The sequence below is a fragment of the Lactimicrobium sp. genome, from assembly GCF_036453465.1.
Lineage (GTDB): Bacteria > Bacillota_I > Bacilli_A > Erysipelotrichales > Erysipelotrichaceae > Bulleidia.
This window is the reverse complement of the sequence record NZ_JAZHUW010000052.1, coordinates 1-12,591: the sequence shown is the minus strand read 5'-3', so window position 1 is coordinate 12,591 and position 12,591 is coordinate 1. Positions and strand designations below refer to the sequence as shown.

Genomic DNA, 12,591 nt, shown 5'->3' with positions numbered 1-12,591 from the left:
TGGCAGGTCGGGATGATGTACCCACAGAGACTTCTTTAATGGCCGTTTCAGGCATGCCAACCTGGGTAAAGGAAGGCAGACCGGATGAGAATGTTAAAATGCCACTCTGGAGCTGTACATCAGAAATTGAATCAATCAGATCATGGGCATCAGCTCGAAGATCTTCTGATCTTGTATCAAGCAATTCTTCCTGAATAAGCGGCTGTGTGTTAACATTCATATGGATCTCCTATTTTGTATGTTTGGTTACACACAATTATACGAGATCCATTTTTATATTCGTATTAAATTCCCATCCTGCATGGCGTTATATCAACAGGTTTTGGGATTGAACCAAAAATATCATACATGATATTCTGCAGACAGGTGAATGAGGCAGACATGCAGTAACTCATATTGTCTGCTGGACGGGGAAATGTATGGATGAATTTGTTACCCAGACAATGTTTGCATTTTGATGGTCAATTATCTTTTCCGTGCCAGAAACAAGAACACGAGGCTGTCTGTTGTATTCAAGGTGATTGCCGTGACCCTGGTCCTGCTGTATATCACAGCTTATCTTTATTTGTTGTCTAAGGGTGAGCTTCATGGCCTGAAAACAGCAGCTCTCTTCTTCATCATTGGCTTGTTTCTGGCGGCATTATGGATGTATTTCACACGAAAAGGAACAGAAGAGAAAATAGAAACAAAATGATCTGGATGTTTTGCGTTGATTGCTGCTACTTCATAGGATCCTGCCTGTCGAAACAGGCAGTGATGATGCGTGGATATTCCTCTTCTTCCGATAGATCATAGACACAGATCACAGCAGGTTCCTGCAGCTTTGGAAGCACTATGCCTTCCGGCCGCATGAGCTCCTGCTTTTTTTCATGGGCTGTTTCGATGGTCAAAAGATATGTAGAACGGTCCGGATTCTGCACACTGCAGTGAAACAGGGAATCATTGTCAAAGTCCAGTACGGGTCCATTGGTGACCTGTACTTTGCCATAGCGGATGGCATCATGGAATTGCTTTGACAGCGTTTTTCCTTCTTCAGCATCGATCCATGTGGTATACCAGCCGGCCATGTTTTCCGGTTTGTGCAGATCCATGCCGGATACCGGCTGAATATGATATCCTTCCAGTACCTTTGCTTTCCAGAGGTACAGTGCTCTCTGGTTATCAGGATACAGAGGATGGGCATTGTTTACGATCTCGAGAAAGTCCACAAGATGCCAGTCATGGATCTGCATGGTCCATGCCATGCCGTTGGAAAAAGGGTAGGGGATAGAACAAGGATGGGCAGGTCCACACAAACCTCCATCTTTATGAATCCTCTGTAACAACAAATCCGCATTGTTCTTTCTGAAATCTTCCCATTCAAAGTATCCGCTGATTCCCTGCGCTAAGAGATGTCCATACCAGGTTGTCACTTCCATGCCCTGCATTGTTTCCATCTGCAGATCGGCACATGTCTTAGCAAATCGTGCATAGCCGGCAGTTGTATTGTGATCCGCCAAAGAGGCAGACGGGATACCATGATCATGCAGGTATTGGGCAAGTTCTTCCGGGGCAAACTTTCCATCGGAGGCAATGGTATGATTGTGCAGTTCAATACGCTTGTACATGTTCTTCCTCCCCGGCAATCGTCAATACAATCGATGTATCATCTTCAATTACGGCAAAGACATTGATGACGATCTTTACCTGTCCTTTGATTGCCTGCATGAATGCTGCGGCCTTGCTGACATCGTCCGCTGTTACCAGCATTTTTTTATTGTTTCCGGGCTTATGGATATTGCAGATGAATTTTTCATCCAGAAACAAGGCAAACTGGATCTCTGTCTTCATGCTGGCAATGGCTTTTAACAGATCTTCTTCACTGGCTTTTCTGCCAAGGTAGGCTTCCAGCTTTTTGGTCAGAAAGGTTCTGTATTTCTGCAGATATGCTTTTGGATCTGCTGGTCGTTCATGGTTATAGGACAGGGTGATTTCCATTTTGCTTAAGGGCTGATCCAGATTGTATTCATAGCTGATTGTGCCCTGATAGTTTTGCGGTATGGTGCTTTGAAATGACAGCAGTTCTTTCATTCCTTTTGTCTCCTTATGCATAAACCAGACATAATATACAAAATCTGTGTGAAGAAGTTTGGTGCATTATTGTTGGATTCATGTAAAAACCAGATATTTTGTACATGAAAATTTTACATTTGCGATAAATATTTAACCGAATCTGATTTTTGCCTTCTGAAAATATTTTACATTCCTCTGGCAAGATGGATGCCGTTGAAAGGGGAGTGACAAATATCCGTATGACATATCTGACTGCTCATGCTGGCAGTGATGGAACCAAAGACAACACACTGCCATCTGTACAGTATGGTCTGGACAGCGGCGCAGATTGTGTGGAAGTGGATGTCCGCAGAAACGATGGCGGAACGCTTGTGCTTTCTCACAATGAAAGCAGCCGGGACAGTGTGCCTCTGGCAGATGCGTTTGCCTGTCTGAAACAGTATCCGGCAAAGAAGATGAACTGTGATCTCAAGACAGAGGGGCTTGAAGAAGCTGTTTATCAGCTGGCTCTTTCATGTGGTGTATCCGATCAGCTGATCTATTCCGGCACCGTGGAACCTGTTGATTTTCAAAGAAACCATCAGAAGTTTGCCAAAGTACAGGTGTACATGAACATTGAAAATCTCTGGCCGACGATCTATGAGAACATGCTCAAAGGTGTGATTCCGCTGCGCATGATGGATGTATTGAAGGATGCCGCCGGTCAGGGTATTGAAGTGATCAATCTTGAATACCATGTCTATGACGTGCTGGAAGATGATCTGAAACAGTGTGGTCTGAAAGCCTCTGTCTGGACGGTCAATGAGACAGGTGAGATCAGAAGATTCCTGCAGGATCCTGAAATCATCAATATCACCACCAGAAAGGTTAAAGAAGCCGTAGAGTGTCGGGAGGAATTATGCTGAAGAAATATTACCATCAGGTCGGCGCAAAGAACTTCTGGCAGTACATCATCTTTGCTGTATTTGTCATTTTCTTCTATCTGCCATTGCTCAATCTTGCCATGCTGGCATTTGCCGATAAATATGAAGCACCGGCCATCATCCCTCAGAAGTTTGGCATCAAGTGGTGGCAGTTCGTGCTGGGACAGCCTTCACTGCTGTCATCGATCGGCACCTCATTTGTACTTGCCATCGTTGTCACCATTGTCAGTGCCATCATCTGCGTGCCGGCTGCCTATGCCCTGGCCCGCTTCAAGTTCAAAGGAAGAAATGCCTTCATGCTTTCCTTCCTGCTGTCCAATGCTTTCCCGCGCATGGGACTGTACATCTCCATCGGCATTCTGTTCTACAAGCTGAATCTGATCGGCACGTTCCAGGGCGTTGTTCTGATTCATGTTGTCAATTCGATGATGTTCATGACCTGGATCCCATGCGGTGCGTTCCGCAGTGTCTACAGCCAGATGGAAGAGTCGGCCCGGGATGCCGGTGCCAGTCCGCTGCAGACCTTCTTCAAGATCACGCTGCCAATGGCAAAGCCGGGCATCGTGGTCGGCGCCGTGTTTACATTCCTTGGCTCCATGGAAGAAGCACAGGGCACACTGCTGGTTGGCTTCCCGCAGATCAAGACCATGCCAGTGCAGCTGTATGGCGTCATCATGGAATATCCATTGACAGCAGGTCCGGTGCTCTCTTTGATCCTGATTGTGCCGGCAATTATCGTACTGCTTCTTGTCAGGAAATATTTGAGTGCCGATACCATTTCCGAAGGATTCGGCATGTAAGGGGAGGAATCAAATTCAATGAGTAATCAATGGAAGCTGCAGATCAAGGATATGAAAAAGCGCTACCGCAATGGCGATGGTGTTGAACATATCAATATCGATGTAGCTCCGGGCGAGTTTCTGACCATGCTCGGTCCGTCCGGCTGCGGCAAATCTACCATCCTGAGAACGATCGGCGGATTTCTGCAGATCGATGAAGGCGATATCCTGCTGGACGGTCAGTCCATCAAGGACCTGCCGCCGGAGAAACGCCCAACGGCCATGGTGTTCCAGAGCTACAATCTCTGGCCGCATATGACCGTGGCAGACAATCTTGCCTTTGGCCTCAAGATCCGCAAGATGAACAAGAATGACATTGCAAAGAAAGTGAAGGATGGCCTTGCTCTTGTCAACATGAGCGGTACGGAATACAAATATCCGACCCAGCTGTCCGGCGGCCAGCAGCAGCGTATTGCCATTGCCAGAGCATTGCTGCTGGAGCCAAGTGTACTGCTGCTGGATGAGCCGTTCTCGGCACTGGATGCCAAGATCAGAGCCCAGATGAGAGAAGAGCTCAAAAAGATCCAGGAAGAGCTGCATATTACCGTTGTGTTTGTCACTCATGATCAGGAGGAAGCCATGGTGCTGTCCCACCGCATTGTGGTCATGAACAAGGGCGTGATTGAGCAGACGGGTACACCGAATGAAGTGTATGACCATCCTGCCAGCCGCTTTGTGGCATCGTTCATTGGTGAAATGAATTTCGTCAATGATGGTGAAAGGGTGCTGGCTGTGCGTCCTGAAAATGTTGTTCTGACGGAAGGGGATAAAGATGGCATCCGCCATGGCATTGTGCGTACCGTGATGATTCTTGGCCACTATGCTGAGGTGACAGTGGATGTCAATGATCAGATTGTCAAGGCCTATGTGACCAGACAGGAAGCGGACCGTTTCCATCCGCATGATGAAGTATCACTGCAGTTTACAAAGATCTTTGAATACGCTGCATAAGCGATTGAGATAAAGGAAAGAGAGAGAAAAAGTTATGAAGAGAGGTTTCAAGAGAATTGCCAAAATCGGCTGCACAGCTTTACTGGCTGCTTCTATGGCCGCAGGATGCTCAGCAGGTGCTGCCAAGACAATTACGGTCTGGGCCAATGGCTCCGACAATGTCAGAGTGCAGTTTGAACAGCAGATTGAAAAGTTCAATGCCAGCCAGAGTGACTATACAGCCAAGCTGGAGTTCATTACTTCCGGTACCGGTGCCCAGTCTTTGAGTGATCGTATCATCGCTGCCAAAAAGGCAGGTCAGAGTAATACCGACTATGATGTTGTAGAAGTATCTGATAATGATGCCGCAACCTACCTGTCTCAGGCAGGGGATGACATCTTCACCAAGATTGATACATCCAAGCTCAGCAATTACAGCAATCTGACGGTCCAGTCTTCTTATTCTGATTATCTGGTTCCTTACCGCGGCACAACCGTTGTCCTTGCTTACAATTCTGACACGGTCAAGAACCCACCGAAGACTGCTGATGAGCTGTATCAGTGGATCAAGGATAATCCGGGCAGATTTGCCTACAATACACCGTCTTCCGGCGGTGCCGGCGGCTCCTTCGTACTGACTGCTGTCTATAACTTCCTGCCGGAAGAAGCACTGACTTCTACCGATACCAAGTGGGAAGTACAGTGGGATCAGGGCTTCAATCTGCTCAAGGAACTGCATCCTTACCTCTATCAGTCTTCCGGTAAGACCGTTTATCCGAACAAGAACCAGGGTACACTGGATCTGTTGGCATCCAAGGAAGTTGATATGATTCCGGCCTGGGCGGATATGACGCTGACACAGATCAAACAGGGCACTCTGCCGGATTCTATCAAGATCACCCAGATTGATCCTTCCTTCACAGGTTCCACAGTCTGCCTTGCCATTCCGTCCATCGGCTCCAATGAAGATGGTGCCTATGCCTTCATCAACTATATGATGTCTCCGGATGCGCAGAATATTGCCCTGGATTCCATGGCAGCCGTACCGGTCATCAGCTATGACAAGCTCGATCCGGATCTGACAAAGTCCATTGAAGATCTCAAGATTTCTTCCTACCGCATGAGCAGTATTGGTTCTCTGTCCACAGATCTCAATGATAAGTGGGACTCTGAAATCGGCACACTGAACTGATGAAGGAAACACGCTTTCATAAAATCCTGCCGTACCTTCTGATTCTGCCATCCTTTCTGATCATGGCCCTGGTCATCATCTATCCGGTCATCCTGTCCGTGATCAGCAGCTTCCAGCAGGAAGAAGACGGCATCGGACTTGGCAACTATGCCTATTTCTTCGCAGATGCTGTCCAGCGCAATAACATGATCTATACGCTCAAGATTGTCATCTGGACAGTTGTGCTTGCCATTGGCATCTCTTACCTGCTGGCGATCTACCTGCGCTTTTCCAAAAGCAGAGTTGCCAGATGGATCTCCCATCTGTACCTGCTGCCAAGATTTATTCCGGGTCTGGTTGCAGTCAACGGCATGATCACCATCATCCGTGACTCCGGTCTGATCAACCGGTTCTTCCAGCTGTTTGGACTGAATGTACAGCTTGGCCTGATGTATAACGCCAAGGGCATCATCCTGATGAATCTCTGGTTCAACATCCCGTTTGCGACGATGTTACTGGTATCAGCCATGGGTAAGATCCATGATTCCATCATCGAGGCTGCCAAGGACGTCGGTGCTTCCCCGATGCGTATCCTGTGGAAGATGATTCTGCCATTGACATACCGTGACCTGTTCATCGCAGCAACATTCGTCTTCATGTCCAACATTTCTTCCTTCACAACCCCATACCTGATGGACGGGACCAATCCGCAGATGATGGGCATTGTCCTGTACAACCAGTACACCAATATGCACTATGCCCGCTCTGCCGCACTGTCTGTGATCATGTTCCTGTTCTCTGCACTGTCTGCCGGTGTGTATGTCTATACCAACATGAAGCAGGCAGGTTGGGAAAAAGGACAGGATGACTGAGGAAAGAAAACTGCCAGAGATTATTGCCCACCGTGGGGATCTGACCAGGGGTGTGGAAAATACCATGGATGCCCTGGATGGAGCTCTCTCTTGTGCCGAGGGCGTTGAGATTGATTAAGGTGCTGCGCACACCCGTCTATAGCCAAAACCACAATGTTTGCACAAAGTGGCACAGGCTTAGGCGGGGTTAGCAGCACCATTTTTCTTTTGGCCCTGCTCCTGGATATACCTGCGGATCATCTGCTCCGTTGTATCCGATACGGTACTGATGAAATATGTATCTGACCAGAAGTGAGGCCTCCAATAATCAGGCCTTAATGTGTCAGAAAACTCTTTTCTCAGCAGTCTGGAAGTAACTGTTTTGTAGTTATTAATCAGCCTGGATAATTGTGTTTGCGGCGATGTCTCAAACAGGATATGGACATGATCCACATCAGTGGTTATCTCCAGTATTTTGGATTTCCAGCTGTCTTCAATGATGGCGTAGCTGATCTGGATCAGTCTGTCCTTAATGTCTCCTGTCAATATTGGATACCTGTATTCTGTACACACCACTAAATGATATTGCAATCTATATACAGCGTGCCTGTTCGTATGATATCCATTGTTATATTGCATCATTTTCAACCTCTGTGATTGTAGTATACCACTAAATACAGTATGATATCTGCAGAGGGACATATGAAGCTGACATCAAGTTACGGATTGCATTTCAAAGGCAGTGAATCAGCGATTAAGAGTACAAGTGAGTATTATGCTTCGGCTGTTAAATATCTGATACCTGCCGTCCGCGTAAACTGGGATACTGTTGAACCGATATCTTATAGCAAAGGCAGAGTGCGTCTTATTGAATGCCTGATCCACAGCAATAAGAACAACCGGGCAATGTATAACTTCGATGACAGGTTTTATAAGTTCCCCGTTTATCTGAGAAGAGCTGCGATTGCGGATGCCATTGGCAAAGTATCCGCTTATTTCAGACTTTTCGAGCTGTGGATAAAAAATGAATATAAAGGTGCTATGCCGCAGATCGATACGTGTGATCATCTTATGCCGTGCTTCTTTAACGGCAATATGTTCAACTGGGATCAGCTTGACCGCACTGCTCAGATAAAGGTTTATGTTAACAATGACTGGGTATGGAGAGAAATCCGTCTTTCTCAAACAGATATCAGATATCTGAACAACAGAAAGCAATTGCACAATGTAAAGCTGTCCGCACCTGTCATTGAAAAGAAACATGGACACTACCAGCTGCGCTTTACGATTCAGGAGAATGTCAAACTGCATGATACACCGATCTTCAAACAGAAGATATGTGCGGTGGATCTTGGCATTGGTACAGATGCAGCGTGCAGTGTATTGGACTCTAAGGGCACTGTCCTGTCAAGGAAGTTTATAAACTTTGGCAGAGAAAAAGACTCTGTATCCAATGCACTGCACCGCGTATCTGATTTCCAGCGCTGTCACGGATCTCATGACAGCGGCAGACTCTGGAATCTGGCAAAGCGGAGAAACCTGAACCATGCTCACCTGATTGCCAATGCGATCGTGGACTATGCCATGGAAAATGGCTGCCACACAATTGTATTTGAGCATCTGAACACCGCAGGCAAGAAGAAAGGTTCTAAGAAGCAGAAACTTACTATGTGGAAACATCAGGATGTGCAGAATACGGCTGAACGATTAGCCCATCGTTATGGCATGCGGATATCGCGTGTCTGTGCATGGAACACAAGCAAGCTTGCGTATGACGGTTCAGGCAAAGTAAAACGCGGCAGTGATGTGCCACTTTCCACCAAGGTAGAATCCATGATTCGCCATTCCATCTATAAAGGCAAGATGGAAGAAAGAGTTCCTTATGACATTTGTCAGTTTACGAATGGAAAGCTGTACAATTGTGATCTCAATGCGTCGTACAACATTGGAGCACGATATTTTATTCGTGAACTGCTGAAAGCATTACCCCAGATACAGGCAGAAGTTCCTGATCTGGGCAGTGGAAGCTCCAGAACATTAGCTGATCTATGGCAGTTAAACACTGCAATAGGTACAGCAGTCAGCTGATTGTTCTGCACATAAGTCTCCTGAAAGTTAGTGCAGATGGGTATTGTGAGCGTAAGCAAGCTATACTGTGCTGTAACCGTATCTGAAGGAGACGAAAGTCTGAAAGCACACAAGCTTTCGGAAGCCCCATCTATAGGCTGAGCGTCAGCGAAGGGTTAGGTGGGGAGCTTCACTTGCATCAAGGGAGAACTTCATTCCCATTGCGGATATCTTACCTGCCGAAGGCAGCAAACATTTCTACTTTTCCCATCATCATTCGTTCTTGAGTGAAACTGAGAATGCATTCATATCCTTGTCTTTGTCTTTTAACACACTCTGCAGATAGACTGCCATCATGGCATCGTTCATGGAAGAAATCTTTTGATCCATATCCGGCTGATCCGTAAATGTGTTGAGCGTTCCAGTAAAGAAAGCAGCATTCAGATCAGCAATATAATCATCCAGCTTCTGATCGCCGGTTGACTGCGAATAGATCGATTGTTTGAAAAAATTCCGTGCATATCTGCTGTACAGCAGCAGATGTTCATCCGTGCTGCCATGTTGGGCTGCCCAGGCATCCACATCAACGCTCTGTGTCTGATAGGACAGTGTTCCATCCTTGATGGTGATATTGGCAATGTGGCTGTCGAGAATGGAGACTGCTCCGGTTACGGCTTCGGTAAAGCCATCTTTTGAGGCAATGTGCTGACAGTGCATATGGCCGGAGAAGCCAGCTTTGACACCATATTCCTGAAACAGCGCCAGAAGCTTGTCGCCATTGGCAATCCGGAAACCATCAGTAAATAGATCGAGATGAACAAGGAAGTTCTGATGGGAGAAGGCCAGCACAGGTTCACCTGCTTTCTTTGCTTTTTTGAGCTGCTGTTCGACCCAGGACAGTGTTGTATCAGAAACAGCGCCAAGAATCGAAGAACCATTGACATCAATCATCAGACAGCGCACCCCGGAATCAAGCCGGTATACGTAGCTCAAAGAATCCGAGTCACGGGAGAGAGCATCATCATAGCCATCGTTATGATAAATCTGCACAAATTCATCCTTATCAATTGAATCAACAGACTGTACACCGTCATTAGTATAGGCAATCGCATGCTTGTTATTCAGATCGTGATTGCCCGGAATAACAAGTACCTGAATACCGGCATCATTGATCTTGTCCAGCTTTGCGGCAAGCTCTTCATGTGATACCTTCTCACCATTCAGGGTAAGATCACCCGTCATGATAAAGGCATCCGGATGATTTTTGATGACAGTTTCAATCATGGCATCCGTGAGCTGGCTGCCATAGATGATGGTCTTGCCATCCCCTTCAGCAGCCGCTTCTTTGGCAAGATCCAGATTTTCCATCAAGGAAGGGGAAAGATAGTGCAGATCCGTCGCTGTCATCAGGGAAGCTTCGGGAGATTTTTCAACGGCATGAACGCCGCAGCCTGCCAGAGAAAAAGACAGGCAGGCAAGCAATGTTTTCAATATGTACTGTTTCATCACGGTCATTACAGTAGCACAAAGATGTATACTAGTCATGCAAGGAGACCAACAATGAAAGGTGCAATTTTTGATATGGATGGCCTGATGTTTGATACAGAACGCATCTGGCAGGATACCTGGCATCAGATCGCCAGTGAACACAATGTGGTGCTGGATCCAACATTTGGCAAAGCAGTTACCGGTACGTCCGGACCAAAAAGAGAAGCTGTGATCCGGGAATATTACCATGTCTCTGATGGCCATCCGATTGATGAAGAATGTGTCAGGCGTGTACATGCATATCTTGAAAAGACAGTGCCGGAAAAGCCTGGCATCCATGAAATTCTTTCCTGGCTGCATGATCATGGCTTCAAGATTGCCGTAGCTTCCAGCACGGAAAGCAAACAGATTGAACATAACCTGGAAATGACCAATACACGGCAGTATATTGATGCGGTGTGCTCAGGAACCCAGGTAGCCCACAGCAAACCAGCACCGGATGTATTCCTGTTTGCGGCAAAGTGCATCAATGTCCCGATTGAAGAATGCTATATCTTTGAAGATGCCTACAATGGCATCCGGGCTGCTTACAATGCCGGTGGGGTTGGCATCATGGTGCCGGATAGCCAGGCACCGGATGATGAGATGAGGCAGAAAGCCCATGCCATCTGCCATGATCTCAATGAGGCACTTGCTTTGATTCAGAAGGAAAACAGCTGATAATAAGAAACAATATCGTATCAGTTCATGACTGCAGGAGAAATCTTCCCCTGCAGTTTTTGCACTTTTTGCTTGCGATTCATTTCTGATTCAGGTATAAATTCTTTTGAGTTAGTAGAAACTAATACCCGTAAATACATTGCGAAGAATGAAGAGGTAATGACGGCTGTCTGCACATTTTCGTAACTTGTCAGGGATTGAAAGAGGTGTACAGAAATGGATATCAATACCAAACGAGAACGTGAGAAACAGCTTGTCAGTGAGATGATCAGTTTGTACTGCCATGAAAATCATGGGACGAAGAAGGGACATCTGTGTAATGAATGTCAGGAGCTGATGGATTATGCACGCATCAGAAGTGAGAAATGTCCGTTTATGGAAACCAAGACCTTTTGTTCCAGCTGCAAAGTACACTGCTACAAACCAGAAATGAGGGAAAAGATCCGTGTTGTAATGCGCTATGCCGGACCGAGAATGCTGTTTCATCATCCTGCCCCTGCGATCAGGCATGTCATTCAAAACAAAGACAAAAGCAACGGGAATGATCACTGTACTGATGGGAATCGGCTGTTTCATGATGGCAGGAAAAGAAATCTGGATTCCGTGCATTATTGTCCTGTTTGTCTGGCTTGGCCACATTTACTATTTCTTCTTCCGTGTCTAAACCATTCAGCCTGAAGAAGAAAGTGCATAAAGTAAGAAATATGAAAATAGGATGATTTATTGGAGAATGCTGCGATAAGATTTTCCTGATGGAAATAAGTCAAACACAATTAAAAGAGAACAAGCAACTGGACATTGCCGCATTTTCCCATGCATATAAGGTCAAACATCTGCAGGAAGAGGATATTCCTGTGATCTTTGATTTATGCAGGAGAAATGTACTGTATTACCAGTACTGTCCGCCCATGGTTACGAAGGAAAGCATCCTGTCTGATCTGCATGCACTTCCAGATGGAGCAGTGTTATCGCAGAAATATGATATCGGGTACTATCAGAATCATCAGCTGATGGCCATTCTGGATCTGATTGCCGGCTGGCCGGATGAAGAGACTGCGTATATCGGCCTTTTCATGATGGATGTCTCTCTGCAAAGAAAGGGCATCGGAAGTAATATCATTCAGGATTTGCAGAATGCATTGAAACAGGCTGGGTTTGAAAGAATCCGGCTTGGCTGGATGCAGGACAATCCACAGGCTGAACACTTCTGGAGGAAGAATGGCTTTGTGCCATGTAATGTGCATACAGCTTTTAATGGAAAGACTGCTGTGATTGCGGAGAAGATGATATGACCGGACCCGTTCCGGTTTTTCTTTGCCTGCTTTAATTTAAATATTTAACCTTAGTTTTTTCCAAAAGTAGAACTACACTGTAATCTTCAAAACATCCTTTCTGAATCCATTGGAATTCAGATGCGCCGGTACATTGATATCCAGCAGCTTGTAATATTCTTTTACTTTCTTGTTTGGTGTTTCTACTGTTACCATCCCTTCTTTGTCACGGAAACACATCAGTGACTGTGTCTTCCCATATAGTTCCGATATAGATAT

At 46.2% G+C, this 12,591-nt stretch carries 16 protein-coding genes and 1 pseudogene; 11 read left to right on the top strand and 6 right to left on the bottom strand.

Annotation, left to right across the window (positions count from 1 at the left end):
• The 3 genes from SOI44_RS10000 to SOI44_RS09990 all read right to left on the bottom strand — a co-directional run.
• On the bottom strand, nt 1-220 hold a 220-nt coding region (locus SOI44_RS10000), incomplete at its 3' end, for a hypothetical protein (protein ID WP_331349069.1).
• 499 nt (nt 221-719) lie between these two features.
• Nucleotides 720-1,607 carry a CehA/McbA family metallohydrolase gene (locus tag SOI44_RS09995; protein WP_331349068.1) on the bottom strand — a complete coding sequence of 296 codons (888 nt, stop codon included), beginning with the start codon at nt 1,605-1,607 and terminating at the stop codon, nt 720-722.
• Nucleotides 1,591-2,070 (bottom strand): DUF6669 family protein, encoded by a 480-nt coding sequence (locus SOI44_RS09990; RefSeq protein WP_331349067.1) that lies wholly within the window; start codon nt 2,068-2,070, stop codon nt 1,591-1,593. The genes SOI44_RS09995 and SOI44_RS09990 overlap by 17 nt, the downstream gene beginning before the upstream one ends.
• 221 nt (nt 2,071-2,291) lie before the next feature.
• Here SOI44_RS09990 and SOI44_RS09985 point away from each other — a divergent pair, with 221 nt between their 5' ends.
• Genes SOI44_RS09985 through SOI44_RS09960 form a run of 6 tightly spaced genes read left to right on the top strand, consistent with a single transcriptional unit; the run spans nt 2,292 to nt 6,905 of the window.
• Entirely contained in the window at nt 2,292-2,957 is a 666-nt protein-coding gene (locus SOI44_RS09985) for a glycerophosphodiester phosphodiesterase (protein WP_331349066.1), read from the top strand.
• A complete protein-coding gene (locus tag SOI44_RS09980; RefSeq protein WP_331349065.1) occupies nt 2,951-3,775 on the top strand; it encodes an ABC transporter permease in 825 nt (274 codons plus the stop codon). The genes SOI44_RS09985 and SOI44_RS09980 overlap by 7 nt, the downstream gene beginning before the upstream one ends.
• A gap of 18 nt (nt 3,776-3,793) precedes the next feature.
• Nucleotides 3,794-4,765 (top strand): ABC transporter ATP-binding protein, encoded by a 972-nt coding sequence (locus SOI44_RS09975; protein WP_331349064.1) that lies wholly within the window; start codon nt 3,794-3,796, stop codon nt 4,763-4,765.
• Between the two features lie 34 nt (nt 4,766-4,799).
• Complete coding sequence (locus SOI44_RS09970; RefSeq protein ID WP_331349063.1) at nt 4,800-5,936, top strand: extracellular solute-binding protein; 1,137 nt, start codon at nt 4,800-4,802, stop codon at nt 5,934-5,936.
• Entirely contained in the window at nt 5,936-6,787 is an 852-nt protein-coding gene (locus SOI44_RS09965) for an ABC transporter permease (RefSeq protein WP_331349062.1), read from the top strand. Before SOI44_RS09970 ends, SOI44_RS09965 begins: the two co-directional genes overlap by 1 nt.
• Nucleotides 6,780-6,905, top strand: coding sequence for a hypothetical protein (locus tag SOI44_RS09960; protein WP_331349061.1), 126 nt, complete (start codon nt 6,780-6,782; stop codon nt 6,903-6,905). The genes SOI44_RS09965 and SOI44_RS09960 overlap by 8 nt, the downstream gene beginning before the upstream one ends.
• Nucleotides 6,906-6,964: 59 nt before the next feature.
• On the opposite strand, the gene tnpA is transcribed toward SOI44_RS09960, so the two are convergent.
• Nucleotides 6,965-7,408 (bottom strand): IS200/IS605 family transposase, encoded by a 444-nt coding sequence (gene tnpA, locus SOI44_RS09955; RefSeq protein WP_331349060.1) that lies wholly within the window; start codon nt 7,406-7,408, stop codon nt 6,965-6,967.
• Nucleotides 7,409-7,468: 60 nt separating this feature from the next.
• On the opposite strand from tnpA, the gene SOI44_RS09950 reads away from it, so the two are divergent.
• Nucleotides 7,469-8,854, top strand: a complete 1,386-nt coding sequence (locus SOI44_RS09950) for a transposase (protein WP_331349059.1) — start codon at nt 7,469-7,471, stop codon at nt 8,852-8,854.
• A 252-nt stretch (nt 8,855-9,106) separates the two neighbouring features.
• Here SOI44_RS09950 and SOI44_RS09945 read toward each other — a convergent pair whose 3' ends face one another.
• Complete coding sequence (locus tag SOI44_RS09945) at nt 9,107-10,339, bottom strand: metallophosphoesterase (RefSeq protein WP_331349058.1); 1,233 nt, start codon at nt 10,337-10,339, stop codon at nt 9,107-9,109.
• A gap of 54 nt (nt 10,340-10,393) precedes the next feature.
• Here SOI44_RS09945 and SOI44_RS09940 point away from each other — a divergent pair, with 54 nt between their 5' ends.
• From SOI44_RS09940 to SOI44_RS09925, 4 genes and pseudogenes are all read left to right on the top strand, one after another.
• A complete protein-coding gene (locus SOI44_RS09940; RefSeq protein WP_331349057.1) occupies nt 10,394-11,041 on the top strand; it encodes an HAD family hydrolase in 648 nt (215 codons plus the stop codon).
• 216 nt (nt 11,042-11,257) lie between these two features.
• Nucleotides 11,258-11,518, top strand: a pseudogene (locus tag SOI44_RS09935) (nitrous oxide-stimulated promoter family protein); the annotation flags it as partial.
• 31 nt (nt 11,519-11,549) lie between these two features.
• Nucleotides 11,550-11,705, top strand: coding sequence for a hypothetical protein (locus tag SOI44_RS09930; RefSeq protein ID WP_331349070.1), 156 nt, complete (start codon nt 11,550-11,552; stop codon nt 11,703-11,705).
• Nucleotides 11,706-11,793: 88 nt separating this feature from the next.
• Nucleotides 11,794-12,333 (top strand): GNAT family N-acetyltransferase, encoded by a 540-nt coding sequence (locus SOI44_RS09925; RefSeq protein WP_331349056.1) that lies wholly within the window; start codon nt 11,794-11,796, stop codon nt 12,331-12,333.
• Between the two features lie 72 nt (nt 12,334-12,405).
• Here the strand turns inward: SOI44_RS09925 and SOI44_RS09920 are convergent.
• On the bottom strand, nt 12,406-12,591 hold a 186-nt coding region (locus SOI44_RS09920; protein ID WP_331349055.1), incomplete at its 5' end, for a hypothetical protein.

Bases quoted from the DNA above. Each gene is read 5' to 3' on its own strand.
- SOI44_RS09995 (WP_331349068.1), bottom strand. From the start codon at position 1,607: ATGTACAAGCGTATTGAACTGCACAATCATACCATTGCCTCCGATGGA.
- SOI44_RS09990 (WP_331349067.1), bottom strand. From the start codon at position 2,070: ATGAAAGAACTGCTGTCATTTCAAAGCACCATACCGCAAAACTATCAG.
- SOI44_RS09985 (WP_331349066.1), top strand. From the start codon at position 2,292: ATGACATATCTGACTGCTCATGCTGGCAGTGATGGAACCAAAGACAAC.
- SOI44_RS09980 (WP_331349065.1), top strand. From the start codon at position 2,951: ATGCTGAAGAAATATTACCATCAGGTCGGCGCAAAGAACTTCTGGCAG.
- SOI44_RS09975 (WP_331349064.1), top strand. From the start codon at position 3,794: ATGAGTAATCAATGGAAGCTGCAGATCAAGGATATGAAAAAGCGCTAC.
- SOI44_RS09970 (WP_331349063.1), top strand. From the start codon at position 4,800: ATGAAGAGAGGTTTCAAGAGAATTGCCAAAATCGGCTGCACAGCTTTA.
- SOI44_RS09965 (WP_331349062.1), top strand. From the start codon at position 5,936: ATGAAGGAAACACGCTTTCATAAAATCCTGCCGTACCTTCTGATTCTG.
- SOI44_RS09960 (WP_331349061.1), top strand. From the start codon at position 6,780: ATGACTGAGGAAAGAAAACTGCCAGAGATTATTGCCCACCGTGGGGAT.
- tnpA (WP_331349060.1), bottom strand. From the start codon at position 7,408: ATGATGCAATATAACAATGGATATCATACGAACAGGCACGCTGTATAT.
- SOI44_RS09950 (WP_331349059.1), top strand. From the start codon at position 7,469: ATGAAGCTGACATCAAGTTACGGATTGCATTTCAAAGGCAGTGAATCA.
- SOI44_RS09945 (WP_331349058.1), bottom strand. From the start codon at position 10,339: ATGAAACAGTACATATTGAAAACATTGCTTGCCTGCCTGTCTTTTTCT.
- SOI44_RS09940 (WP_331349057.1), top strand. From the start codon at position 10,394: ATGAAAGGTGCAATTTTTGATATGGATGGCCTGATGTTTGATACAGAA.
- SOI44_RS09930 (WP_331349070.1), top strand. From the start codon at position 11,550: ATGTCATTCAAAACAAAGACAAAAGCAACGGGAATGATCACTGTACTG.
- SOI44_RS09925 (WP_331349056.1), top strand. From the start codon at position 11,794: ATGGAAATAAGTCAAACACAATTAAAAGAGAACAAGCAACTGGACATT.